The sequence below is a fragment of the Caulobacter sp. DWR3-1-2 genome (assembly GCF_049896225.1).
Classification (GTDB): Bacteria; Pseudomonadota; Alphaproteobacteria; order Caulobacterales; family Caulobacteraceae; genus Caulobacter.
In genome coordinates, this window is sequence record NZ_JAFCTW010000006.1 from 137,352 (window position 1) to 160,918 (window position 23,567).

Sequence of the window (23,567 nt, forward strand, 5' to 3'; positions counted from 1 at the left end):
TCGTTTCAACAGCCCCCTAAAACGTCTTCCGCGCCTTCAAGCTCACGAACGTCACCGGATCCACATCCCGGTCCTCGACCTCGCTCACCACCCGGGGGCTGCGGCTGCTGTAGCTGACATAGCGCTGGGTGAAGTCGTCCCAGAGGTTCAGTTGGGCGCGCAGCGACAGGGTCGGGGTCGGCTTGTATTCGACGAAGGTTTCGACATAGCCCGCGCCGCGCCAGGTGAAGGCCTGGTCCGGGTCGTAGGTCCCCCGGCCCAGCAGCGGCAGCCAGTTGACGCCCCACTGGGTCTTCCAGCGCACCAGGTCCTGGGTGAAGCCGATATTGGCCTGGGTGGGGCGGACGCCGGAGATCGGGCGGTCCTGGCCCGTGGTGGGGTCGGTGACGTGGGTCTCGTTCCAGTCGTTCTTGACGGTAAAGCGGCCGCCCTTGATCCCGAGCTTGTCGGTGGGGACCACGATATTGAGCGACAGGCGGTCCAGCGTGCCGTTGCCGATATTGCCCGTCGCCGACAGGTTGGCGCCGACCGGCAGGCGGTCGATGACGTCGATGATTTCGTCGTGGCGATAGCCGATGGTGACGATGCCCTCGCCCCAGAAGCGCCGCTCATAGGTCAGTTCCGAGATCCAGAGCTGTTCGGGGACCAGGTAGACATTGCCGCCATAGACGCTGTTGTTGTTGTCGAACGCGGCCGAGGCGGCGAAGTCGCTGAAGTCCAGCTGGCCCAGTTCGCGCTCGAAGCGCAGGCGCAGCTGGTTGTTGGCCACCGGGGTCCAGGTGGCCTGGAAGCGGGGCTTGGCGTAGAAGAAGCTGTTTTCCGACTGGGCGTCGCCCGACTGCTTGATGGTCGAGGTCTCCAGCCGCAGGCCGCCCTCCAGGGTCAGCTTGGCGTTGGCCCGCCAGGTGGCTTTGGCGAAGGCCTCGCCGCGCAGTTCCTCGACCTTGACCGAGGCGCTGGGCAGGGGGACCGCCGCGCCGCCGACCGTCAAGGCCTGGTGGGTGTCGAGCATGTTGTAGGCCATCTCGCCGCCGGCCTCGAGGGTCAGGGCGGTGGTCCGCTCGTTGCGCACCAGGGCGCGGAAGATCGATTCCGACGAGTCGCCCTTGGACGTGAAGCTGTAGCCGGGCTGGGCGAGCCCGCCCTTGGTCTCGTCGCCGGTCGCGACCTGGTCGAAATGCTCGAACTGGTGGATCAGCCGGGTTTCCAGGGTCCATCTGGGCTTGATGGGGCGGATCCAGGTCAGGCCCAGCTCGCCCGACCGGGTATCCTGGGCATAGTCGCTGCGCGCCAGGTCGGGGCCGCCCTCGGTCCCGATCGTCTGCCATTCCTGCCAGTCGTGAATGCCGTACTGGCCGGTGGCCTCCAGCTTGCCGCCGCCGACCGGGCCCGAATAGTTCAGACGCACGGAGTCGCCGCCGCCCCAGCCGTCATTGGCGTAGGGCCGGTCGCTGGTCAGGCCGCCGGCCGCGTCGTGGACGACGGCGCGGCCGGCGCCGTTGGAGTCGCTGCTGCTGGTCCCGTCGCTCAGTAGCACGCCCCAGGTGCGGTCGCCGTTGGTGGCGGTGAACTGGTAGCTGCCGCCAAAGACGTCGTGATTGCCGTCGAACAGCTGGGCGTTCCAGGTGGCGACCTGCTGGCGGCTGGCGCCCTTCTTCAGGATCACGTTCACGACCACGGCATAGCCCTGCATGTCGACGCCGGGCGCGCCGCCGCGGATCAGCTCGATGTGGTCGACCCGATCGGCCGGCGTGCGGGCCAGCACGTCGGTGCCGCCGTCGTTCTTCGAGGCCGGCCGGTTGCCGTTGATCAGGATATTGCCGACCGCGCCCTCGAAGCCGCGCGCGCCGCTGCCGTCGTCCGAGGTGAAGCCGGGCAAGCGGTCGACCATGTCGAGCGCGGTGTTGGGGCGCTGGGCGGCGAAATGGTCGGGCGTGAAGACCAGTACGCCGCGCTGGCCGGCCTCGGCGGTCGGGGGCGCCTGGGGCGCCTGGGGGGTCTGGGCGGCGTGGGCCGCGCTGGCGATGCAGACGGCGGCGGCGGTCGTCAACAGGATGGTCTTGGTCATTGGTGCTGTCCCCTCAAGCGAGGAGACAACTGCCGGTCTGGGACGTTCATCTCAAGTTACAAGACAGACAGGTAGATTACTTATCGGACAGCATTACATGGCGTTCATGTGGCGCTGTGGACAAGGACTGAAAGGTTTCGTTAAGACTCTCGTGAACCCTCAGTAACGCCGGGATTTCGAGAGCGTCGTGGGACTGTTGCTCTCGCCCCCCTAGCCTCCCGCGCCGCCCTGCGCTACAAGCCGCCGCGATGACCCGCCAGCCGCGCCCCCACAGCCGCCACCATCATCCGACCTCGCCTCGCGGGATCGGCCGGGTTCGCGCGCACTAGCGCTGCCTCGCCGCTGCCCCGCCGGAGCGCGTTCCGCGAAAGTGTGGGCGGTTTCGCGACTAGAACGCGCTCCATCTAAAAGATTCAGACGCCCTCCCGTAGGGAGGGCTATGGGCGGATGGGGCTCGCGAGCAGCACCATCCGTCGAGACCTCTTCCCAGGACGCGACGTAGCTCATGACCGACTCCACCAGCAAAGAGGGGCCCTTCCGCCCCGAGGCCCGCAACCCGCGCGGGTTCGCCGACAAGCGGGCCCGCGACCTGCGCGCCGAACGCGCCATCCTGGAAGCCGTCTCGGCCGTCTATGAGCGCTACGGGTTCGAGGCGCTGGACACCGGGGCCTTCGAATATGCCGACGCGCTTGGCAAGTTCCTGCCCGACAGCGACCGTCCCAACGAAGGCGTCTTCGCCTTGCAGGACGACGCGGATCTTGACGGGAAGAATGGGCAGTGGATGGCGCTGCGCTATGACCTGACGGCCCCCCTGGCCCGCTTCGCCGCCCAGAACTGGGAGACCCTGGCCAAGCCGTTCCGCCGCTATGCCTATGGCCCCGTCTGGCGCAACGAGAAGCCGGGTCCGGGACGGTTCCGCGAGTTCATCCAGTGCGACGCCGACACCGTCGGCTCGGCCCGCCCCGAGGCCGACGCCGAGATCATCGCCATGGCGGTCGAGGGCCTGCAGGCCGCCGGTCTGCCGCGCGGCGCGGCGGTGCTGAAGATCAACAATCGCAAGCTGCTCAACGGCCTGCTGACCGCCGCCGGGGTCGAGACCCAAGGCCAGAAGCTCTCCGTGCTGCGCGCGGTCGACAAGCTGGACCGCCTGGGCGTCGAGGGCGTGCGTTTGCTGCTGGGCGAAGGCCGGCTGGACGAGAGCGGCGCCTTCACCAAGGGCGCGGGCCTGGTCGGCAAGTCGATCGACGCGGTGTTGGACTTCGTTCAGGCCGGCTCGGGCGGTCGCACCGGGACGCTCGCGAACATCGCCAATGTCATCGGCGGTTCGGCCGAGGGCGACGAGGGGCTGGAGGAACTGGCCAAGATCGACGCGGCCCTGAAGAGCCTGGGCGTCGACGACGACCAGGCCGTGTTCGAGCCGTCGATCGTGCGCGGGCTTGAATATTACACCGGCGCGGTGTTCGAGGCCGAGCTGCTGCTCTCCACCCTCGACGAGAAGGGCCACAAAGTCAGCTTTGGTTCGATCGGCGGCGGCGGTCGCTATGATGACCTGGTCGCGCGGTTCACCGGGCAACAGACTCCCGCGACAGGCTTCTCGTTCGGCGTCTCTCGCTTGGCCGCCGCCTTGCGGGCGGCGGGGCGCGAAACGGGCGTTACGGCGCGGGGGCCAGTGGTGATCATCAATTTCGACCAGGCCCACATGGGCGAGTATTTCGCCGTGGCGGCCGAGTTGCGCCACGCGGGCATCCCGGCCGAGGTCTATCTCGGATCCTCGGGCATGCGGCCGCAGATGAAATATGCCGACCGCCGGATGGCCCCGGCCGCCATCATGCTGGGCGGCGACGAGATCGCGGCCGGCACGGTGACCATCAAGGACCTCGACCTGGGCCGTGAACTGGCCTCGGGCGTCGCCGACAACGCCGCCTGGAAGGCCGAGCGGCCGGGCCAGCAGACCATCCCGCGCGGGGAGTTGGTCGCGGCTGTTAAAACGATTATTGGCCGCAAGATCATCGGGGAATAGCATGAGGCTCGAGCGTTCCATTCCGACGGAGGCGCTCGACGCCATCCGCGCCCCGCTGCTGACCGCCGGCGCCGCCCCGACCGACGCGCCGGTGCTGCAGCCCCTCGGCCTGCTGCTCGATCTGGCCGGCGAGGCCATGCGCTCGCGATTGTTCGTGGTCTCGGGCGATGCGAGCGAGGAGCTTTGCCTGCGCCCCGACTTCACCGTCGCCATCGCTCGCGCCCACCTCGAACGGGGCTCTCTGGAAAAGAATGGAGGCGAGGGGCGCTACCTCTATGAAGGCAAGGCGTTCCGCGTCGCGCCGCGCGGCAGCGATCGGGCCGAGGAGTTCCTGCAGATCGGCGTCGAGGCCTTCGAGGCCGCCGATCCCTCCCAGGCCGACGCCGAGATCGCCGCCCTTGCCTGGGCCTCGGCCGTCGCCGGCGGTCGCGACGACCTGACCTTGCTGCTGGGCGATGTCGGCCTGTTCGGGGCCTTCGTCGATAGCCTGGGCCTGACCCCACCGCTGGGGGCGCGGCTGAAGCGCGCCTTCACCAAGCCGCGGCGGCTTAGGATCGAACTGGAAGGCGGCGCCGCTGTGACCGGCGACCAGAGCCGCATCGCCGCCCTGTTGGCCGGCCTGCCCGAGGCCGAGGCCTCGGCGGTGCTTCAGGAACTGTGGTCCCTGGCCGGCATCGAGCCGGTGGGCGGCCGCCGGCCCGCCGAGATCGCCCATCGCCTGGTCGAGCGCGCCGAGGCCGCCAGGGCTGGGTCTCTGTCCACGGACGAAGCCGACGCGGTGCGGGCCTTCCTGGCGGTCAGCGATCGTCCGGGCGCGGCGCTTGACGCCATCTCGGCCTTGGGTGGCCCGCAACGCGGGGCGCTGGACGCGGCGCTCGATGGCTGGCGCCAACGCCTGGCCGGCATGGCCGCGCGCGGCGCTCCCGAGGATCGCATGCGCCTGACCGCCGCCTTCGGCCGGGCGTTTGGCTATTATGACGGCTTCCTGTTCGAGGTGCGCAGCGACGCCTTGGGCGACGACCGGCCCGTGGCGGCGGGCGGGCGATATGACGGCCTGCTCGCGCGGCTGGGCGGCGCGACCAACACCGGCGCCGTGGGCTGCATGGTGCGCCCGGCGCGAGCCTATGCGGGAGGCGGCGAATGACTGCTCCGATGATCTTCGCCATCCCTTCCAAGGGTCGGCTAAAGGACCAGGTCGAAGACTGGCTGGCCGATTGCGGCTTCAGGCTGGAGATGTCGGGCGGTTCGCGCGGCTACAGCGCCGAACTTTCCGGCCTGCCGGGGGTTTCGGTGCGGTTGCTGTCGGCCGGCGACATCGCGGCTGGACTTGATAGCGGCGAGCTGCACCTGGGCGTTACCGGCGAGGACCTGCTGCGCGAGCGCGGCGAGGACATGGACAGCCGGGTCATGTTGCTGCGCGCCCTGGGCTTTGGCCGCGCCGACCTGGTGGTCACCGCCCCCAAAAGCTGGCTGGACGTCGATTCGATGGCGGATATCGACGAGGTCGGCCATGCGCATCTCGCAAAGACGGGCCGCCGGCTGCGTGTGGCCACCAAATACGTCACCCAGACCCGCGCCTTCTTCGCCCGCCATGGCGTGGCCGACTATCGCATCGTCGAGAGCAGCGGCGCCACCGAGGGCGCTCCCGCAGCAGGGGCGGCTGAACTGGTCGTCGACATCACCACGACAGGCGCCACCCTGGCGGCCAATGGCCTGAAGATCCTGGCCGACGGGGTAATCCTCAAGAGCCAGGCCCAACTGACCGCCTCGCTGATCACGCCTTGGACCCCCGGGCAGATGGACAGCCTGCGGCGACTGCTATCGGTGGTCGAGGCAAAGGGCCGGGCCCGCACCTTGGCCACCCTGGTCTGGCCCGCCGAGCAGGACGCCGCCGGTCAGGCCGCGGTCGCGCCCTTCGTTGGCCAAGGCGCGCGCCGGGCCAATGCTGCCTTGCTGGCGACCGCCGACCTGTTCGAAGCCGCCGCCGCCCTGGGCGCCGCTGGGGTCGAGCCGGTGACGGTGTCGCGGCCAGACTATGTCTTCGAGTCGCGCTCGGCGGTTCTAGATGCGCTCAAGTCACGACTAGCCGCGCATATTTAACATCGGCGTCAAAAATATCATATGAGAACAGTGGTAAGTTTGACTGGGTGGTCCAATCTATCGGGATTGTGTCAAAAATATTCCAACGCCTTGCGGATTCACGATCGTTACCGTTGACACCATCTCGGTTTTGCCGTTTCTAACCCTTGCAAGGAAGAAACGAGCCCAAAAGAGAGCTCCCTTCCTTCGGCGTTTCGGGGAGGAAACGCCCACCTAGATCGAATGATCAAGAAATAGCCAGACCCGCCGCGATTATCCCCCGCGGCGGGTTTGGTGTATCTGGACCCGCTTTCTATTTTTGACAGACTCGACAAAAAAGGTGGCTTCGCATGGAGCCGCCTTTTTTTCTTTCGGGGACATGCACTTGTGCGTGTCCCCAGATCTCGGGCGCGGATGGGGACACGCACAAGTGCATGTCCCCGACGGTAAGTCCCTCAATGCTCGTGCATCCCCGCCATCCCCGCCATCGGGTCGGCTGCAGCCTTCGGTGGCCCGGCCTCGACCGAAAGGTCGATCCTCATTCGGCGGCCGTCTTCGAACACCAGGGTCACCGGCGTCTTGCCGCCCGGCGCCTGGGCCTTGGTCAGGCCCATCAGCATCACGTGGTAGCCGCCGGGCGCGAACGCGACCTGGGCGCCCGGGACGACCGCAACGCCGCCGGTCACCGCGCGCATCGACGAAACGCCGTTCTTCATCAGGCTCTGGTGCAGGGTGATCGACCGCGCGGCGGAGCTTTCGATCGACACCAGCTTGATCGGCTTGGCGCCGACATTGGCCAGGGTGAAATAGCCGACGCCGTTCATGCCGGCGGCGGCGGAGCGAGTCCACGGGCGCTGCACCGCGATGCCGCCGAGGCGATAGTCGCCGGCGGCGGCCGGAGCGGCCTGGGCCAGGGTGGCAAGGGTCAGGGCGGCGAGGGCGGTCAGGGCAAGGCGACGCATGGGAGGTCTCTCGATCAAGGTTTCATGCCGGGCATGTCGACGGGCGTGGCGGGCGTGGCGGGGGTCAGGTGGACCACCGGCGCCGGACGGGTCAATTTTTCACCGGGGCGTTGCGAGTCGGGGACCTCGGTCCACTGGCTCTCGCCATGCTCGCACGTCTGGACGACGGGGAAGACCAAGTCGCCGGGCGTGGCCGGCAGCTTCATCAGCACGGCGAAGTCGTCGAACTGGTCGTCGGTCAGGCGGCCCGTCCAACTCACCGAGGTCGTGCGCCGCTTGGCGGGGTCGGCGTCTTCGGTCTTCTCGATGACGATCGTCCAGCCCGTCTTGGGTTGCGGTCGAGCCGAGGCCACGGCGTCGGGGATCTCGACCCGCAGGCTCAGTGTGGCGTCGCCTGCCGCGCACGCGTGGCCCACCCGGAAGGCGATGGCCGAATAGGACCCGGACTTGGCCTCGTTCGGCGCAGCGACCACGTGGGCGGCGGCGGGAAGCGGCGCCAGCAGGGCGGCGAGAAGGATGAGGTTGCGCATGTGAATCTCCCTAGAACTTGCCGGTGACGCCGACGAACACCCCGCGCCCGTCGCCGGGCCAGAAGGCGGCGGTGGAATTGTCGGGCGCGCCGGGCAGGGCGGTTGAGACGGTGGTGGCGGTCACCGACGGATTGACGGTCGAGACATAACGTTTGTCGGTCAAGTTCCGGGCGTCGAGGAACAGGGTGACCTTGTCGCGGGCGTAGCCGGCGCTCAGCGAGGCGATGGCGTAGTCGGGCGCGCAGACCTTGTTCTGATAGTCGACCAGCACGCCGCGCGGTGACCATTCCACCGATGGGGCCAAGAACCAGCCGGCCGGGTGGTCGTATTTCAGCTCGGCGCGGTAGAGGTGCACGGGCACGACGGGCAGGCGGCGGTCCTTGAACTGAGCATCGCTGTCGAACCGGAAGTCCGACCACGCATAGGTCTGGCGCAGCCGCAGGCGCGGGGCGATCCGCCAGTCAAGGCCGGCTTCCAGCCCCTGGTGATAGGTCTTGTCGGCGTTGAAGGTCGCGGCCGGGTGGGCCTGATCGACCACGAAGCTCAGCAGTTCGTGCGTCAACTGGGCGCGATACAGGGCCACGTCCCAGGCGAAGGCCCCGCGCCGGCCCCGCGCCCCGACCTCGCCGGTCCAGGCCGTTTGCGGGACCACCGGCGCGAAACCCGCCGCAGCGGTCGGCGAAAAAGCCCCGAAATTGGGCGGCTCCACCGAGCGGGTCAGGTTGGCGAACAACTGCGAGTCCTCATCGGCCTGGAACAGCATACCCAGGCGCGGAGCGAACCAGTCATAGTCGCGGCTTTCGGTCAGGTCGAAGCCGCCGGTCGGCAGCTTGTAGCTCTGATATTCGCGCGAGGCCGTGCCGTAGGTCCCGCCGGCCACCAGGGCCAGGCGCGGGGTCACGAACAGCCGGCCCTCGGCGAAGGCGTCAAGGGCTTTGGCGTTCTGCCGTGAATAGGCGGTGGGCGCGCCGTGCGAGCCGTGCAGATTGACCCACTGGCGGGCGTCCAGGTCGCCGATGCGATACGACAGGCCCGCGAACAGGTCGGCGGCCATGTCGCCGACTTGACCGGTCCAGTCCAAGCGACCGAAGGCCCCGAAATTTCGGCTCTCCTGATCCACGACCTGGAAGATCGGGTGGTCCAGGTCGCGCCAGGCCCCATAGACCCCGCCCTCGAACACCGTGGTCGGCGACAACCGCCATGTGGTCTGCAGGCTGGTCCGGGCGTTGCGCATGTTGCGCCCGTAATTGTTGGAGAGGTTGTTGACCGGGGCATAGTAGTTCGCCCGGGTGGGGTCGTGCAGGGCGTGGTTGAGGGTCAGGGCGCCGGCCAGTTGCTGGCGGAGATCGGCTCCGGACAGATAAAACCGCACCTCGCGATCCTCGCCGAAGCTGTGGCCGAGATTGACCGACAGCCGCGCAGCCGAGGCGTTGCTCTGCTGGCGATACCCGTCACTGTTCATCAAGGTGGCCCCGATGAAAACGTCGTCGTCGCCGAAGGTCCGCGCCACCTCGCCATGGATCCGCGCGGCGCCGAACGCCCCGCCCTCAACCCGCAGCAGGGTGTCGGCGCCGGCTGACTTGCCGGTGGGGGTGACGAAATTGATCGCCCCGCCCAGCAGCGCCCCGCCGAACCGCAGGGCGTTGCCGCCCTTGTAGACCTCGGTATAGCGCGCCAGCAGCGGGTCGATCAGCTGGTAGTCGCCAAAGCCGTCGGCCTCGTTCAGCGGCACGCCGTCCTGGGCCAGCATCGTGCCGCGATTGTGACTGCTGTTGCCGATCCCCGAGCCGCGGATCGACAGGCGGGTGTCCTCGCCGAACTTCTTCTGGGCGAAGACGCCGGGCACGTCGCGCACGACGTCGTTGAGGCCAACGGCGTAGCGGGCGGCATAGGCCTCGGACGAGACCACGGCCACGGCGCCGGGGGTTTCCGACAGGCGCTTGCGGGACTGGGCGACCACGGGCGGGTCCTCCGGATCGGGGCGGGCGGTGACCAGCACGGAATCGACGGTGTGCTGGTCGTCGGCCCAGGCGGCGCTGGTGATGGCGGAGAGCGCCCAGAGCGCGGCGCCGGCCGCGAGGGCCAGGCGTAAGGATTTCGGCATGAAAGACTTGAGCCCCAAGAACGTGACGGCGCGCACGCCGGCCTTCTCGGCCTGGCGCGCAGTGCGAAAAGTCAGGCGTTCTGGAGGTGGGGCGGACCTTGTCCGGGCGGACGCGGCGGGGCGCGGGCCGGGGCCAGGCCGCGACGGGCCAAGGGCGGGGCGATCTCGACGCGAGCGGCGTAGCGCACAGGCAGGGAGATCTGGGCGTTGGGCGTGATCGTGGTCGCCAGGCTAGCGACCACGCACTGGGCGCAGGGCAGGCCGGCGAAGCCTTTGTGCGCTGGCTTGGTGTCGTCGAGGATGACCGTCCGGGCGCCCTGGGCGGTGCAGATCACCACCGATTGGCCAGAACGCGCCTCATAGGCCATGGCCGCAGCCGGGACGAGCGCCTGGACGAGCAGGGCCAGCATCGCCAGCAGGGCGATGGACCAGGTCGACCGGGACTGTCCGCGACGGGGGCTCATGATGGGGCGTGGGTAGTCCTGGACGGGCGGCGGGTCAATGTTCTCCCTCCATCACTGACCTGGCATCCTCGACGCCTGCTGATCGAGGCGCTGGAGGCGGCGGGGTGGCGTTGATCCCGGCGGACGAAACCGGATTGGGCGTGCTTTCAAAATTGGCCAGCTGGCCGTCGCCCCAACACGCTTGCGATATCGCGGGCGACATCCATAATTGTCTCATGCGCTTGGTGCTCGGCACGGCGACAATGGCGACAATGGCGACAATGGTGGCGGCGATCCGCAGTCATGCGGGTGGGTCCAATCGGCTGCTGCTAGCGGGGCTAGAGCAACGTCTAACCTTGTTGGTTTCGACGCCTTTGTTGATCGAGCACGAAGCCGTGATGACGCGCGATGAACATCTCGCGGTGTCCGGCCTTTCTGTCTGCGACATAGGGGCCATCCTCGATGCTGTGGCCTCTATCGCCGAGCCCGCGCGGCTGTCCTTCCTTTGGCTGCCCGGCGAAGTGATGTTGAAATTGGAGACAGGATGATGAGGAAGAGCAATTTCGCGCTGCGGCTTCAGCCTTCTTTGCTCGACGAGGCTCGAAAGCCCGCCGAGGCCGAAGGCGTGGCTCTCGATCAACTGATCAATGTCGCGGTGGCCGAAAAGCTGTCGGCCTTGCGGACCGAAACCTATTTCGCTGAGCGAGCTGGACGCGCGGACCTTCCCAAGGTTATCGCGCTGCTGAAGACGGCGGGTGGCGACAATCCGCCCATGAAGAGCGACGAACGGCCGAGCGGTGAGAGCATTTTTCGAGCGAAGTGGTTCCGGTTCGCGTGAAGAAAAATGCGTCAAAACAGAAGATTAGAGCTCACGGCCTGACGCAGTCAGGTCGGGAAATGCTCTAGTCTGGCGAACGCGGAACAAAGGAGACGACACCCCGTGAGCCACGCGATGTCACCGGCGGACTACAAGGACCTGGTGCTGTTCCTGGCCACGGCGGGGATCGTGGCGCCGCTGTTCAAGCGGCTGAAGATCAATCCTATCCTCGGCTTCCTGCTGGCCGGCGTGATCCTGGGGCCGTTCGGCCTGGGCAGCCTGACCCATGTGCTGCCGTGGCTGGACTATGTCACCGTCGACAATCCCGACGAGATCGCCCAGCTGGCCGAGTTCGGCGTGGTTTTCCTGCTGTTCATGATCGGGCTGGAGCTGTCGTGGGAGCGGCTGCGGCTGATGCGCAAGCTGGTGTTCGGCCTCGGCGCGGCCCAGTTGATCGGCTGCTCCCTGGCCTTGGGCGGCGTGGCCTGGGCCCTGGGCCAGCCGCCGGTCTCGGCCTTGGTAATTGGCGCGGCGCTCACCTTGTCGTCCACCGCCATCGCCGTGCCGGTGCTGGTCGAGCGCAAGCGACTGCATTCCGAGGGCGGACGGGCGACCTTTTCGGTGCTGCTGTTCCAGGACCTGGCCGTGGCTCCGATCCTGATCACCCTGACGGTGCTGGGCCGCGGCGACGGGGTGTTCCGGCTGGCCGACCTGCTGGCCCTGGGGCCGGCGGCGTTGGGCCTGGGGGCCATCGTGCTGCTCGGACGCCTGGCGCTGCGGCCGATGATGCGCTCCGTCGCGAAAGCCAAGAGCGAAGAGATGTTCATGGCCGCCTGCCTGCTGGTGATCATTGGCGCGGGCCTGGTCAGCGCCCTGTCCGGCCTGTCGATGGCGCTGGGAGCCTTCGTGGCCGGCGTGCTGCTGGCCGAGACCGAGTACCGCCACGAGGTCGAGGTCAAGATCGAGCCGTTCAAGGGCCTGCTGCTCAGCCTGTTCTTCGTGTCGCTGGGCATCCGGCTGGACCTGTCGCTGCTGGTGGCTTCGCCGGTGCTGGTGCTGGGCGTCGCCGTGGGCCTGTTGGTCATCAAGGCGGTGATGGTCTTGGGGCTGGGACGGCTGTTTGGCCTGTCGAGCCGCGGGGCGATCGAAGCGGCCTTGACCCTGGCGGCCGGCGGCGAGTTCGCCTTCGTGATCCTCGACAACGCCATAGGCGCCGACGTGGTCAGTGGGCGGATCGGCCAGGCGGTGCTGGTCGCTGCGACCCTGACCATGTTCCTGGTCCCCACCCTGTCGGCGATCGGCGGCCGGCTTGCCCGCAAGACGACCCTGGCCACGCCCGAGGCGCCGGAGGTTCCCGAGCACCAGGGCGAGGAGCCGGAGGGCCGGGTGCTGGTGGTCGGCTATGGCCGGGTCGGCCGGCTGGTGGGCGACATGCTCGACCGCCACGCGGTGCCGTGGATCGCCATCGATCGCGACACCAGTTTCGTGCAGAAGGGGCGGCGGGCCGGTCACAAGGTCTATTACGGCGACGCCTCGCGGGTGGAATTGCTGGAGCGATGCGGCCTCGACTACGCGCGAGCTGTCGTGGTGACCATGGATTCGCCGGACGCCGCCGAGGCGGTGGTGGCCGCCGCCCGCGGGCATCGGCCTGACTTGACCATCGTGGCGCGCGCGCGAGACGCCCGCCACGCCGCGCGGCTCTACGAACTGGGCGTCACCGACGCGGTGCCAGAGACCATTGAGGCGAGCTTGCAGTTGTCCGAAGCCGTGCTGGTGGATATCGGCGTCCCCATGGGCTTGGTCATCGCCTCGATCCACGAGCGGCGGGACGAGTACCGCCAGGTGCTGAACCGGCCGGATGCGCTGGGCGGCAAGCGGCGGCGGCTGCGCGACGCGGCGAAGCTGACCTAAGTCGCACCACCCTCTCCCAGAGGTGTTGAGATCGGGACATCGTGACGGGTGTTCGAAGATATCCGTGGTGGGCGCGGCGGGGGCTAGAGCATTTTTCGAGCGAAGTGGTTCCGGTTCGCGTCAAGAAAAATGCGTCAAAACAGGAGATTAGAGCTCACGGCCTGACGCAGTCAGGTCGGGAAATGCTCTAGGTCGATCGCGATCCGTTCGAGGGGGTGATTCACCCCCGTGACAATCCCGAGAGCATCACCGCCTACGATATCGCGCCCGGTCTGTCGGGCGTGATCCTGTCCATGACGCTGGTGATGACGACCACGCTGAGAGTCACGCGCGATAGGAGTGCGGCGCGACGGAAAGCCGGCTCGCCGCGCCGGCCAAGCCGATCGAGGTGGTGATCGGCAAGCTGGCGTCCTATGCGGTGGTCGGGCTGGTGCAGACCGTGGTGACCCTCATCCTGGCCAGGCCCTGTTCGCGGTTTGCGTGGGCGTGGCGGTCTTGGGGTTGGGGCGCCCTCATCCTGGGCGTCGTGTTCCCGGAGACTCGCGGGTCAGTCTTCTTGCCTCGGTTGCTTTGGCGATCGCGGGCTGGCGTGTCGCGATATCGGCGCACCCTGGGCTGAGGTAACGGGCGCCCACCGCCCGACCCGTGGCCATCGCGCATGCATGCTAGGTTTTTACGCATTCGCGGCCGGCAAAACGCGCCGAAGGCCTTGCGCTACGCGGATTCACATGCGAACCGGTACCGTGCTGGCGCTTTTTCCGGGATAGTCAGCCGGTACGCTCGATAGTTGATTTTCGTGGGGCGATCATGTGTTGGCGTCGTCGTACTTCCGTAGGATGACGAAACCTGACGGGTGTTGCCCTGCTGACACTTTCGCGGATCGCGCGCCTTGGTATAACAATGCTCGGTCGGTCTCGGCCGGTGCTGGGCAATAGAGGGCTCTAGATATGAAACTTCAACTCCTGGCGGGAGTGGCTCTAGCCGCGGTGTTCGCCGCTGGCGCCGCTTCGGCCCAAGAGGCCGGCTGGTATGGCGCGGTCGACCTTGGCTACCACTGGCCTGAAGGCGTAAACGCCGAGTCCGATCGCAACGCTCTTGACGGCGCTCACTACCACTATACGTGGTCGGCTGACGATGACTGGGCCGGCTTCGTCCGTCTGGGCTATCAGTTCAACCCGAACTGGCGCGCCGAAGTCGAGGGCGGTTACCGCCCCGGCGACATCGCCAGCATCCGCGGGAACCCGGTCCGTCAGCAGCCTTACGCGCTCTGCACCCCCGGCGTGACGCGTACCGTCGGAGCCCCGAAGTGCGGCAGCCCATCGGGTTCGATGGACTCCTGGTCGCTGATGGTCAACGTCCTGTATGACTTCGCGCCAGACGCTTGGTTTAACCCCTTCGTTGGCGCCGGTATCGGCATCAACCGTCTGGACGTCAGCACGCTGGGCCAATTCAGCGGCACGATCGGTCCGATCACAGCCGCCAACCCCGCCATCCAGAACCTCAGCGTCGACGACGACGACATCGCCGTGGCCTGGCAAGCGATCGCCGGCGCCTCGATCAAGGCGACTGACAAGCTGAAGATCGACTTCACCTATCGCTACTTCGCGACCCAAGACCACGCGTGGCAGTCGACCGGCTCGGCTGCGGCTCTGCAGCCTGGCGCCTGGGAAGGCCAAGTGAAGGATCAATCCGTGACCGTTGGTCTGCGGTATTCCTTCGCGGCTCCGCCGCCCCCGCCGCCCCCGCCGCCCCCGCCGCCTCCCCCGCCCCCGCCGCCTCCGCCCCCGCCGCCTCCCCCGCCGCCTCCGCCGGCGTATGAGGCTCGTGAGTTCATCGTCTACTTCCCGTTCGATCAGTACGTCCTGACGCCGGAAGCCTCGTCGGTGGTTTCGGAAGCCGCGAACTACGCGACCTCGGGTCACGCCACCAAGCTGGTGGTCGTCGGTCACACCGACACCTCGGGTTCGCCGAAGTACAACGCCAAGCTCTCCGAGCGTCGTGCGAAGGCCGTGGCTGACGCCCTGGTCGGCGCTGGTGTCGCCGCTGACGCCCTGGCCGTTGACTGGAAGGGCGAAAGCGCCCCCGCCGTCGCCACTGGCGATGGTGTGAAGGAACCGCTGAACCGCCGTTCCACGATCTCGATCAACTTCTAAAGATCGCGATCACGACTGAAGTTGAGGGCCCGGCGGCGACGCCGGGCCCTTTTCTTTTGGACTTTCCGGCTGACCAGCGGTCGGACCTCACGGCAATGGCCGCCGGCCGGGCGCATCGAAATGGCAAGGGGCTTTTGACGAAATCCGCTCCGCCGCCGGATCACTTATTTGTGGCCCGCGACAGGGGGTCGCAGCCGCGTTTGTTCTGGCCACGCAACCCGTTGATGATGCCCAGTATCTTCTCGCACGCCGATGTTCCTCCACACCTTGTTAAGAAAAAACTCAGCCCCCGGGCGCATCTCGCCGTTGACGAGTCATTAGCCACTGTGGCCCCATATGTGGGCTGAGGGGGCTCCTCGGCCACTAGATGTAGCGGCTGGACGGGAAGTTTCCTTTTCCGGAACACGCTGATTGATTATGGATTTTGATCATGACCGGCAGTGAAGCGGCTAAGATGACGGCTCTCCCCCAGGCCCGCACCAGCGGGATGAAGGCCGAGCGTCCGAAACTGGCTTTGGTGCGCAAGGTGCAGGTCAACCGCGCCCGTGACGCCCTGCTGACCGATTTTGGCAAGACCACTCTGGAAGACCGCTACCTGCTGCCGGGCGAGTCGTACCAGGACATGTTCGCCCGCGTGTCGACGGCCTTCGCCGACGACGCCGACCACGCCCAGCGCGTCTACGACTATATGAGCCAGCTGTGGTTCATGCCCTCGACGCCGGTGCTCTCGAATGGCGGCGCCGAGCGCGGCCTGCCGATCTCCTGCTTCCTGAATTCGGTCTCCGACAGCCTGGACGGCATACTGAGCGTCTGGAACGAGAACGTCTGGCTGGCGGCCAATGGCGGCGGCATCGGCACCTATTGGGGCGGCGTCCGGTCGATCGGCGAAAAGGTCAAGGGCCAGGGCCAGACCAGCGGCATCATCCCCTTCATCCGCGTGATGGACAGCCTGACCCTGGCGATCAGCCAGGGCTCGCTGCGTCGCGGATCGGCCGCCGTCTATCTCGACATCTTTCATCCGGAAATCGAGGAGTTTCTGGAGATCCGCAAGGCCTCGGGCGACTTCAACCGCAAGTCGCTGAACCTGCACCACGGCATCTCGATCACCGACGAGTTCATGCACGCGGTGCGCGACGGCCACAAGTTCGGCCTGCGCTCGCCCAAGACCAACGAAGTCCTGCGCGAGGTCGACGCCCGTTCGCTCTGGCAGAAGGTGCTGGAGCTGCGCCTGCAGACCGGCGAACCCTATCTGATCTTCTCCGACACCGTAAACCGCGCCATGCCGCAGCATCAGCGCGAGCTGGGGCTGAAGGTGCGCCAGTCCAACCTGTGCAGCGAGATCATGCTGCACACCGGCGTTGATCATCTCGGCAATGACCGCACCGCCGTCTGCTGTCTGTCGAGCGTCAACGCCGAGACCTTCCTGGAATGGCGCGACCACCCGATGTTCATCGAGGACATCATGCGCTTCCTCGACAACGTGCTGCAGGACTTCATCGATCGCGCCCCGGACGCCGCCAAGACCGCCGCCTACGCCGCCATGCGCGAGCGTTCGGTGGGCCTGGGCCTGATGGGCTTCCACAGCTTCCTGCAGAGCCAGAACGTGCCGTTCGAGAGCGCCCTGGCCAAGAGCTGGAACATGCGGATGTTCAAGCACCTGCGCCGCGAAGCCGACAAGGCGTCGATCACCATCGGCGAAGAGAAGGGCCCGTGCCCCGACGCCGCCGACCGGGGTTCGATGGAGCGTTTCTCGCACAAGCTGGCGATCGCCCCGACGGCCTCGATCTCGATCATCTGCGGCGGCACCAGCGCCGGCATCGAGCCGATCCCGGCCAATATCTACACTCACAAGACGCTGTCGGGCTCGTTCGCGGTCAAGAACCCCTATCTGGAGCGCCTGCTCGAGGACAAGGGCCAGAACACCGACGCCGTCTGGGGCTCGATCCTGGAGAACGAGGGCTCGGTCCAGCATCTGGACTGCCTCAGCCAGGACGAAAAGGACGTCTACAAGACCGCCTTCGAGCTGGATCAGCGCTGGGTGGTCGAACTGGCCGCCGACCGCACGCCGGAGGTCTGCCAGAGCCAGTCGGTCAATATCTTCCTGCCCGGCGACGTCGACAAGTGGGACCTCCACATGCTGCATTGGCAGGCCTGGGAGCGCGGCGTGAAGTCGCTGTACTACCTGCGCTCCAAGTCGGTGCAGCGGGCCGCCTATGCGGGCTCAGACATCGCCCTGGCGGGTCCCGCCAACGGCTTCGACGCCCCCAACAAGACCGATTACGAAGAGTGCCTGGCCTGCCAATAGGTCCGGCGCCCGATCCCTCGAAAACCAACGGCGGCGCGGTCCCTCGCGCCGCCGTTTTGCGTTCGGAACCAAGCCGGTCGCGAAATGTTCATGCGTGTGGGATTTCGTCCCATGGACCTTGTCGCGATTGCGGTTAGGCTCATTGTGAGGACGAGGACTGAGGGGGCCGGCATGCGCGCCGCAACGGTGTTGATCGTGGGGATGGGGCTAGGCGCGCTCATTTGCGCCTCGGCCCAGGCGCGTCCCAATCCTGGCAGGGCGGCCAAGGCCGCCGCCGATACCTCGGATAGGTCGATCGGCGACGTCCGCAAGGGTCGGGCCACAAGCTTCACCGTCGATCTGCGCGCGGCCGAAGCGGCCGGTCTCAGCGTACGTGACGTGCGGCCCAGCACGGTGGGCTTCTCGGCCGCGCCCCAGTCGATGGCCGCCGGGTCCGAAGATCCAAGCTTTGGCCTGTCCCCGGCCGGCGCCTATGGCGACGCCAAGCTGCTGGACGCCAATCGCTATTACGAGGGCCACGGACCGGTGATCTGGCGCTCGAACGTCTTCGTGGTCGGTCAAAGCCATCGCGCCGTTGATTCGATGCGTGTGTCTGTGGCCAGAGTTTCGGAAACCGGCAACAGCCGTCCGCTGTCCCTGGTCCGTCCCGACGGCGAGGACAGCTTCGCGGACCGAGACGTCGACGTCTTGGTGACCCGCGGCTGGCCAGCTGCTGTGAAGCTCGACAATGGCAAGTACGCCCTGGATGTCACGCCGCACGCCGGCCTGGGCTTCGGCGGGGCCGGCGGTTCGGCTGAGGCTGGCGCCACCGTGCGGTTCGGCAAGAGCATGCAGGACAAGGTCAGCAATTCGCTGGGGGTCCGCGACGGCCGGGAAATGGGCAACCGCGGGCGCTGGTACGTGTTCGCCGCCGCCAGCGGCCAGGCCGTGGGCTTGAACGTGCTGCGCAGTTCGGACGGCGACTGGAGCCGGGCCGGGTTTACAACCGACAATTCCAGCAAGCTGCTCAGCGACGGCCAGGCGGGCGTGGCCTGGCGCAAGGGCGACATGCAGGCCTCGTTCGGCTATGTCCACCGCTCGATCAAGGCCCGGGACCAACTGATGGGAATGTCCAGCCAGAAGGACGAGATGGTGGCCCTCTCATTCAGTCTTAAGCCGCACTGGTAGCCGTCAGGCTTGAGTTTCTGGGCCAGATCATGCAGCTAGCGCCCCTACGCCACGAAGCCATCGACCGTCATGAGCGATAGCGAGCCTCCTCGCCGCAAGATTCTGAGCCTGAAGAGCGGTGTCGCCGCGCCGGGCGGCCCAAAGCCGCTGGAGCGCATCGCGCGCCCGGCTCAGCGCATCCGCACCTTCACGCCCGAACCGCCGCCCCCGCCGGCGCCCCCCGCGACCGGCGACTTCAAATGCAAGCCCTGCGGGACGCGCTTCGATCCGCCGACCGACCTTGCCGACGACGATTCCGTGCGTTGCCCGTCGTGCAACGCCCGCCTGGGCCTGGTCTCGGACTTCCGGGCCGACCCGCCCAATGTCGAGAAGCTACGGGCTCGGTATCTGAAGAAGCCGGGGTAGCCCTCAACTTCCACTCATCCCGGCTTTCGTCGGGATGAAGGGAGATTTTAGGGCCGGAACGCCCCTACGGCAGTTCCAGATCCGGCGATGGGTTCGGAACCAGGATCGGGTCCTGGTCGCCATGCCGCGTCGGCGGCTGGCGCTTGAACAGGCCGCGCCATAGCGGTTCGGGCGCGGCGGTCGGCGTCGACCACAGGCGGCCGGCGATCGCCAGGGCCTCGGCGTCGTCGAAGGTGCGCTTCATCGCGGCGGTGTCGAACTTCATCATGTTGAAGTCCGAGAAGGTCGGCGGGATCGAAGCCACCCAGAGCGGCAGGTTGTGGCGCGCGCAGAACCCCGCCGCCACGCTCAGGGCCTGGCGGTAGGAGAACCTCAGCATGGTCTCGAAGCTGCGGCTCATGATCGAGGTCACCCCGGTGGGCGTCGAGCGCGGTGACGGGTCGAGCACGGTGTTGAAGATCACATAGACCCGCCCGCGTCGCAGCCGCTGGCCCAGGTCGCGCCAACGCAGCAGGGCGTCGGGCATCAGGAACAGGGGCGCCGCCACGCCCCCGTCCACATGCATTTCCTGGTAGCGGACCATCCCGCCCTCGCCATCGGGAGCCTCGACATCGATCAGCTTGGGCGGGAACAGGCCGGGCAGGGTGGCCGAGGCCACCAGCACGTCGCGAAACAGCTTTACCGCCGCCTCGCCGCCCCGGGTGGCGATCGCGCCCATGTCCCAGATCGTGGCCTTCTGGCTGTCGAGATTGGTGGTGGCGATCAGCAGGCGCCGGCCACGCGCGTGTTCGATCGCCACGGCCTCGATCATCGCCGCGTCGACGAACGGCGCGACCAGTCCGTCCAGCGAGTCGCCGCGAAAAAGGCTGGGTCCCAGCGTGGCGCCAAAACGCCTGAGGCTGAGCAGGTCGGCGGCGTGGCCGCCCAGATAGGCGTCGGCCAGGCGCGCGTCCCAGGCCGGGCCGAGGAAGGCGAAGGGCGCGATCAGGGCGCCGGTCGAGACGCCGGTGACGATGGCGAAGGTCGGCCGCCTGCCGGCCTTGGCGAGGCCGACCAAGGCCCCGGCCCCAAAGGCTCCGCCGGCCGCGCCGCCCGATAGGGCCAGGATGTTGAAGTCGTCGCGACCGATCAGCGGCCGCAGCGGGGCCAGGCGGTCGGCGGCGGATTTGAGGGTCTCGTCGGCCTCGTCGACGCTAAGCCGCACGCCGGAAAAGCCCACGGCCTCGGCCAGGGTCTCGTCGGGCGGCGCGGCCAGGCGCTTGCCCTTGTGGGGCGGCTGCGTCCCGCGATCCCGAAAGAAGGTCTGGACGGTCCTTTTGGGGTCTGTCGGCGTGCTCAACGCGAGGCTCGGGTCACAGGGTCAGGGCTTTTCAGTTCAAGGATGGCCGCTCGAGGCCAAAACCACCCCGATCAGGACGGCGGCATAGTGCAGGCCGGCGCCGCCGATCACATGACCGTGCCAGATCGCCCGCCGGAACTTCAGCCGCTTCATCAGGTAGAAAACCGTGCCGGTCGAATAGATCACCCCGCCGATCGCCAGGAGCATCAGGGCGACCCAGCCCATGCCGTCGATCATCGGCTTGATAGCGACCAAAACCAGCCAGCCCAGCGCCAGGTACAGCCCGACCCAGAAGCGTTTGTCCAAGCCCGGCAGCAGCAGCTTGGCCGCTACGCCGACGCCGGCCACGGTCCAAACCGCCGTGGTCATGCCGATCGCCCACCAGCCGTGCAGATTCTGGGTGGTGAAGGGGGTGTAGGAGGCGGCGATCATAATGAAGATGCCGGCATGGTCGAAGCGCCGCAGCAGAGGCCGCCAGCGGGCCTTGGCGAAGTTGTAGGCCGTCGACAGCGACAGCATGGTGATCAGGCCGATGGTATAGACGCTGACCGCCGCCACCTGGCTCAGATCGCCCAGGCCGAACGCCAGGCCCAACAGAATGCCGCCGCCCAGCAGGGCGCAGGCGAGGCCCGTCAGATGGACGATCAGGTCGGCGCACTTAGCGGCGGGCGTGGGATAGTGCGTCGCCGGAACGTCCGCGGGCGCGGTCGCCGGAACGGAGGCCGGCGAGGCAGCCGGCGAAGTGCTGGTGGTGTCTGACATGGCCCGCCCACTGTACGCGCAATCGATGACATATAAACGCAGGTCATCGTGTCCGGGATAGGGCTGATGACAGAGAAAACGCTCAGCCCAGCAGGCCGCTCGCGCCGTCCCAGGCCAGCTTGCCGCCGACCGCGATCAGCAGGACATAGATGACCTTGTAGAAGCCCTCGGCCGGCACCCGGCGCACCAGCCAGACCCCGGCCCAGGTCGAGGCCAGGGCCAGGGGCAGCAGCACCGCCGCCGTGGTCAGGGTCTGGCGGGTGAATTGGCCGAGCGCCATATAGGCCGGCACCTTCATCCAGTTGACCGTGGCGAAGAAGATGGCGCTGGTGCCGATGAACACGTCGCGCGGCAGGCGGCGGGGCAGGGCGTAGATCTGGAACGGCGGCCCGCCGGCATGGGCGACCTGGCTGGTGAAGCCGGCGACCATGCCGCACAGGGCGCCCAGCCATGGCCGGCCCGGTCCGGCCTCGATCGCCCCCGCGGCTGCGACCGCCCGCTCGGCCCACAGGCGCTGCAGCGAGAAGGCGATGGAGATCAGCCCGATCGCCAGCTCGACCGCCGCCACCGACACCCGCGCCGCCAGGGCACAGCCCAGAAAGATGCCGACCGCCGCGCCCGGCAGCATCAGGATCAGCAGGCCCCTGTCCCAGGTCTTGCGGAAGCTCCAGACGCTGACGACGTCCTGGGCCAGCAGGATCGGCAGGGTGATCGCCGCCGCCAGCACCGGCGAGATCACCAGCGCCATCATCGGCACGGCCACCACTCCGATCCCCGCGAACCCGCCCTTGGCCAGGCCCAGCAGGATCACGGCGGGAATGGCCACGGCGTAGAACAGCGGGTCGGTGAGCATGGTGGGGTGTTAGCAGCTTCGGTATGCGGGGTGAAATGGCATGGCTCCATGCGGCGATCACTTGCCCCCTACGGATCGCTTCGCGATCGTCTTCCCCCAGAGGGGGAAGAGCTCAGGCGCGCGAGGCTCCGCCCCCTCGCCGCGACAGACGGCGAAGCCGTCAGGTGGGGGCAAGTGGGTGTGATCCCACGCGGGAAAAGCCCAACTCCTTCCCGCACCGCCCGCAACGGCGAGGCCGCGCCTTGAAACCTTGCTGGCGAGATTGCTCTGGCGTCTGGCCGAGTCAAGGACCGGCCTCTCGGCCGGCCGCGCCGCGGCGGACCTGCGGGCCGTCCTTGACGCGGTCAGACGCCAGAGCTCCCATCCACCAAGGCTTTAAGGCGTGGCCGCATCCGGGGCGGATGGGAACGCTGCAAACAAACACTAGCTTGTGGGCGCTTGCTAGCGCTGGGGTGCAGGTTTCATATGGCTCATCAGACGCGCAGTATCTACGGAGCGGCTATGGTCCGGAAAAGGCTTTTCGTTTTGGCGTCACTGGGAATGGCCTTTTGTGCCCAAGCTGCGGCGGCAGGCATCGTGGCCCAGTGTGGTCCTTCTGTTGGTAAGTCGTTTTACCTCACCGAAGAGAATGGGGGGTGGACCGACGACCGGATTTCGAAAGGCCAGTTCTTGTTTGATGTCGATAGCGACGGAAACTGGGACATCATTAGTCGGGATGCTTTCGGCAAAAACGTTAGTGCCGTCGCTGATGGTGCGGTTGTCGTAAAGGTGCAGGGCGCTGCGCCGTTCAAAACGTTCCTGTTGGTCTCTGCCTATCCCGGGTCCGGAGTTGCCGAGACTTATTCGGTCACTACAGAACTCACCGGGAAGCGCGTACTCCTATGGACCACCAACAAGCAGAACGACTTGCCATCAGGAAAGAAGATGGCTGCGTTTCTGTCTGTATGTGATTGACCGCTCATCCCGTCGCCCCCCGACTCTCCCACCCCTCCACGAACGGGAACCTCGCTTCCCAGAACGCCGCCAATCTCGGGTCGGCGTCCACGCGCCGCACGACCTCGCCCATCCTTGGCGCCACCGCGTAGAACCGCTCCCGCCGAGGGCCCCAGCGGCTAACCACGGCGACGTAGAGGTCGAGCACTGTCAGCGCGTCGCCCAGCAGGTAGCGCCCCGGCGAGACCTGCCCCTCCATCACCGCCCAGCACTCGGCGATCCGCTCGGCGGTCGCCGCCTTGACCGCCGCCTGCTGCGCCGCGTCCGGCCCCACGAGCCGAGACGGATCATCCCGCACCCAGAACAGCGAATAGATCGCCGCCGGCACGAACACCATCCAGCGCATGAACTGCGCCCTGAGTGGTGAATCGACCGCCGGCGCCAGGCCCGCCTCCGGATGGCGGTCGGCCAGCCAGATCAGGATCGCCGCGCTCTCGGTGATGGTCTCGCCGTCCGGGGTGACCAGGGTCGGGATCTGCTTGAGCGGATTGACGTCGACGACCTTGGCCTGCTCCGCCGCGCCCTCCCAGGTGGGCGCCTCGATCACGGTGTAGGGCTGCCCCAGAAGCAGCAAAGTCGCCTCGACCGGCACGGAACCCGAGCCAAGCGCCCCATAGAGGGTGTAAGCTCGATTCATCCTTTGTTACCCAATCTAC

Annotated in this window: 20 protein-coding genes; 11 read left to right on the forward strand and 9 right to left on the reverse strand. The window is 67.3% G+C overall.

Annotation, left to right across the window (positions count from 1 at the left end; all coding sequences use genetic code 11):
- Positions 1 to 16: 16 nt before the first annotated feature.
- Positions 17 to 2,068, reverse strand: coding sequence for a TonB-dependent receptor plug domain-containing protein (locus ACP696_RS10980; RefSeq protein WP_426009872.1), 2,052 nt, complete (start codon positions 2,066 to 2,068; stop codon positions 17 to 19).
- A gap of 505 nt (positions 2,069 to 2,573) precedes the next feature.
- On the opposite strand from ACP696_RS10980, the gene hisS reads away from it, so the two are divergent.
- From hisS to hisG, 3 genes are read left to right on the forward strand one after another with little or no spacing between them, the layout of a single operon-like run.
- Positions 2,574 to 4,088 (forward strand): histidine--tRNA ligase, encoded by a 1,515-nt coding sequence (hisS, locus tag ACP696_RS10985; RefSeq protein WP_426009870.1) that lies wholly within the window; start codon positions 2,574 to 2,576, stop codon positions 4,086 to 4,088.
- A gap of 1 nt (position 4,089) precedes the next feature.
- On the forward strand, positions 4,090 to 5,232 hold the full coding sequence (locus tag ACP696_RS10990) for an ATP phosphoribosyltransferase regulatory subunit (RefSeq protein ID WP_426009868.1): 1,143 nt from the start codon (positions 4,090 to 4,092) through the stop codon (positions 5,230 to 5,232).
- Positions 5,229 to 6,188: an ATP phosphoribosyltransferase gene (hisG, locus tag ACP696_RS10995; protein ID WP_426009867.1), complete on the forward strand. Its 960-nt coding sequence runs from the start codon at positions 5,229 to 5,231 to the stop codon at positions 6,186 to 6,188. The genes ACP696_RS10990 and hisG overlap by 4 nt, the downstream gene beginning before the upstream one ends.
- Before the next feature lie 434 nt (positions 6,189 to 6,622).
- On the opposite strand, the gene ACP696_RS11000 is transcribed toward hisG, so the two are convergent.
- The 4 genes from ACP696_RS11000 to ACP696_RS11015 form a co-directional block, all read right to left on the reverse strand.
- Positions 6,623 to 7,129 carry a copper chaperone PCu(A)C gene (locus ACP696_RS11000; RefSeq protein WP_426009866.1) on the reverse strand — a complete coding sequence of 169 codons (507 nt, stop codon included), beginning with the start codon at positions 7,127 to 7,129 and terminating at the stop codon, positions 6,623 to 6,625.
- Positions 7,130 to 7,143: 14 nt separating this feature from the next.
- Entirely contained in the window at positions 7,144 to 7,659 is a 516-nt protein-coding gene (locus ACP696_RS11005) for a YcnI family protein (protein ID WP_426009865.1), read from the reverse strand.
- A gap of 10 nt (positions 7,660 to 7,669) precedes the next feature.
- On the reverse strand, positions 7,670 to 9,763 hold the full coding sequence (locus ACP696_RS11010; RefSeq protein ID WP_426009864.1) for a TonB-dependent receptor family protein: 2,094 nt from the start codon (positions 9,761 to 9,763) through the stop codon (positions 7,670 to 7,672).
- A 71-nt stretch (positions 9,764 to 9,834) separates the two neighbouring features.
- Positions 9,835 to 10,227, reverse strand: a complete 393-nt coding sequence (locus ACP696_RS11015; protein ID WP_426009863.1) for a DUF2946 family protein — start codon at positions 10,225 to 10,227, stop codon at positions 9,835 to 9,837.
- Between the two features lie 104 nt (positions 10,228 to 10,331).
- On the opposite strand from ACP696_RS11015, the gene ACP696_RS11020 reads away from it, so the two are divergent.
- The 7 genes from ACP696_RS11020 to ACP696_RS11050 all read left to right on the forward strand — a co-directional run bounded on the left by ACP696_RS11020 (position 10,332) and on the right by ACP696_RS11050 (position 18,964).
- Positions 10,332 to 10,754: a hypothetical protein gene (locus ACP696_RS11020; protein ID WP_426009862.1), complete on the forward strand. Its 423-nt coding sequence runs from the start codon at positions 10,332 to 10,334 to the stop codon at positions 10,752 to 10,754.
- Positions 10,751 to 11,044, forward strand: a complete 294-nt coding sequence (locus ACP696_RS11025; protein WP_426009860.1) for a hypothetical protein — start codon at positions 10,751 to 10,753, stop codon at positions 11,042 to 11,044. The genes ACP696_RS11020 and ACP696_RS11025 overlap by 4 nt, the downstream gene beginning before the upstream one ends.
- A 114-nt stretch (positions 11,045 to 11,158) precedes the next feature.
- Complete coding sequence (locus ACP696_RS11030; protein ID WP_426043817.1) at positions 11,159 to 12,934, forward strand: cation:proton antiporter; 1,776 nt, start codon at positions 11,159 to 11,161, stop codon at positions 12,932 to 12,934.
- A 947-nt stretch (positions 12,935 to 13,881) separates the two neighbouring features.
- A complete protein-coding gene (locus ACP696_RS11035; protein WP_426030528.1) occupies positions 13,882 to 15,087 on the forward strand; it encodes an OmpA family protein in 1,206 nt (401 codons plus the stop codon).
- A 424-nt stretch (positions 15,088 to 15,511) separates the two neighbouring features.
- Positions 15,512 to 17,392, forward strand: a complete 1,881-nt coding sequence (locus ACP696_RS11040; protein WP_426009858.1) for a ribonucleoside-diphosphate reductase subunit alpha — start codon at positions 15,512 to 15,514, stop codon at positions 17,390 to 17,392.
- 171 nt (positions 17,393 to 17,563) lie between these two features.
- Positions 17,564 to 18,559: a lipid A-modifier LpxR family protein gene (locus ACP696_RS11045; RefSeq protein ID WP_426009856.1), complete on the forward strand. Its 996-nt coding sequence runs from the start codon at positions 17,564 to 17,566 to the stop codon at positions 18,557 to 18,559.
- A gap of 69 nt (positions 18,560 to 18,628) precedes the next feature.
- Positions 18,629 to 18,964, forward strand: coding sequence for a hypothetical protein (locus ACP696_RS11050; RefSeq protein ID WP_426009854.1), 336 nt, complete (start codon positions 18,629 to 18,631; stop codon positions 18,962 to 18,964).
- A gap of 64 nt (positions 18,965 to 19,028) precedes the next feature.
- On the opposite strand, the gene ACP696_RS11055 is transcribed toward ACP696_RS11050, so the two are convergent.
- From ACP696_RS11055 to ACP696_RS11065, 3 genes are all read right to left on the reverse strand, one after another.
- Positions 19,029 to 20,303 (reverse strand): patatin-like phospholipase family protein, encoded by a 1,275-nt coding sequence (locus ACP696_RS11055; RefSeq protein ID WP_426043779.1) that lies wholly within the window; start codon positions 20,301 to 20,303, stop codon positions 19,029 to 19,031.
- 36 nt (positions 20,304 to 20,339) lie between these two features.
- On the reverse strand, positions 20,340 to 21,065 hold the full coding sequence (trhA, locus tag ACP696_RS11060; protein ID WP_426009851.1) for a PAQR family membrane homeostasis protein TrhA: 726 nt from the start codon (positions 21,063 to 21,065) through the stop codon (positions 20,340 to 20,342).
- Positions 21,066 to 21,147: 82 nt separating this feature from the next.
- Positions 21,148 to 21,918: a sulfite exporter TauE/SafE family protein gene (locus ACP696_RS11065; RefSeq protein ID WP_426043780.1), complete on the reverse strand. Its 771-nt coding sequence runs from the start codon at positions 21,916 to 21,918 to the stop codon at positions 21,148 to 21,150.
- A 465-nt stretch (positions 21,919 to 22,383) separates the two neighbouring features.
- Here ACP696_RS11065 and ACP696_RS11070 point away from each other — a divergent pair, with 465 nt between their 5' ends.
- Entirely contained in the window at positions 22,384 to 22,872 is a 489-nt protein-coding gene (locus ACP696_RS11070) for a hypothetical protein (RefSeq protein WP_426009849.1), read from the forward strand.
- Between the two features lie 4 nt (positions 22,873 to 22,876).
- Here the strand turns inward: ACP696_RS11070 and ACP696_RS11075 are convergent, their stop codons facing one another.
- A complete protein-coding gene (locus ACP696_RS11075; protein WP_426043781.1) occupies positions 22,877 to 23,548 on the reverse strand; it encodes a glutathione S-transferase family protein in 672 nt (223 codons plus the stop codon).
- Positions 23,549 to 23,567 lie beyond the last annotated feature (19 nt).

Bases quoted from the DNA above. Each gene is read 5' to 3' on its own strand.
- ACP696_RS10980 (WP_426009872.1), bottom strand. From the start codon at position 2,068: ATGACCAAGACCATCCTGTTGACGACCGCCGCCGCCGTCTGCATCGCC.
- hisS (WP_426009870.1), top strand. From the start codon at position 2,574: ATGACCGACTCCACCAGCAAAGAGGGGCCCTTCCGCCCCGAGGCCCGC.
- ACP696_RS10990 (WP_426009868.1), top strand. From the start codon at position 4,090: ATGAGGCTCGAGCGTTCCATTCCGACGGAGGCGCTCGACGCCATCCGC.
- hisG (WP_426009867.1), top strand. From the start codon at position 5,229: ATGACTGCTCCGATGATCTTCGCCATCCCTTCCAAGGGTCGGCTAAAG.
- ACP696_RS11000 (WP_426009866.1), bottom strand. From the start codon at position 7,129: ATGCGTCGCCTTGCCCTGACCGCCCTCGCCGCCCTGACCCTTGCCACC.
- ACP696_RS11005 (WP_426009865.1), bottom strand. From the start codon at position 7,659: ATGCGCAACCTCATCCTTCTCGCCGCCCTGCTGGCGCCGCTTCCCGCC.
- ACP696_RS11010 (WP_426009864.1), bottom strand. From the start codon at position 9,763: ATGCCGAAATCCTTACGCCTGGCCCTCGCGGCCGGCGCCGCGCTCTGG.
- ACP696_RS11015 (WP_426009863.1), bottom strand. From the start codon at position 10,227: ATGAGCCCCCGTCGCGGACAGTCCCGGTCGACCTGGTCCATCGCCCTG.
- ACP696_RS11025 (WP_426009860.1), top strand. From the start codon at position 10,751: ATGATGAGGAAGAGCAATTTCGCGCTGCGGCTTCAGCCTTCTTTGCTC.
- ACP696_RS11030 (WP_426043817.1), top strand. From the start codon at position 11,159: ATGTCACCGGCGGACTACAAGGACCTGGTGCTGTTCCTGGCCACGGCG.
- ACP696_RS11035 (WP_426030528.1), top strand. From the start codon at position 13,882: ATGAAACTTCAACTCCTGGCGGGAGTGGCTCTAGCCGCGGTGTTCGCC.
- ACP696_RS11045 (WP_426009856.1), top strand. From the start codon at position 17,564: ATGCGCGCCGCAACGGTGTTGATCGTGGGGATGGGGCTAGGCGCGCTC.
- ACP696_RS11050 (WP_426009854.1), top strand. From the start codon at position 18,629: ATGAGCGATAGCGAGCCTCCTCGCCGCAAGATTCTGAGCCTGAAGAGC.
- trhA (WP_426009851.1), bottom strand. From the start codon at position 21,065: ATGTCAGACACCACCAGCACTTCGCCGGCTGCCTCGCCGGCCTCCGTT.
- ACP696_RS11065 (WP_426043780.1), bottom strand. From the start codon at position 21,918: ATGCTCACCGACCCGCTGTTCTACGCCGTGGCCATTCCCGCCGTGATC.
- ACP696_RS11070 (WP_426009849.1), top strand. From the start codon at position 22,384: ATGGCTCATCAGACGCGCAGTATCTACGGAGCGGCTATGGTCCGGAAA.
- ACP696_RS11075 (WP_426043781.1), bottom strand. From the start codon at position 23,548: ATGAATCGAGCTTACACCCTCTATGGGGCGCTTGGCTCGGGTTCCGTG.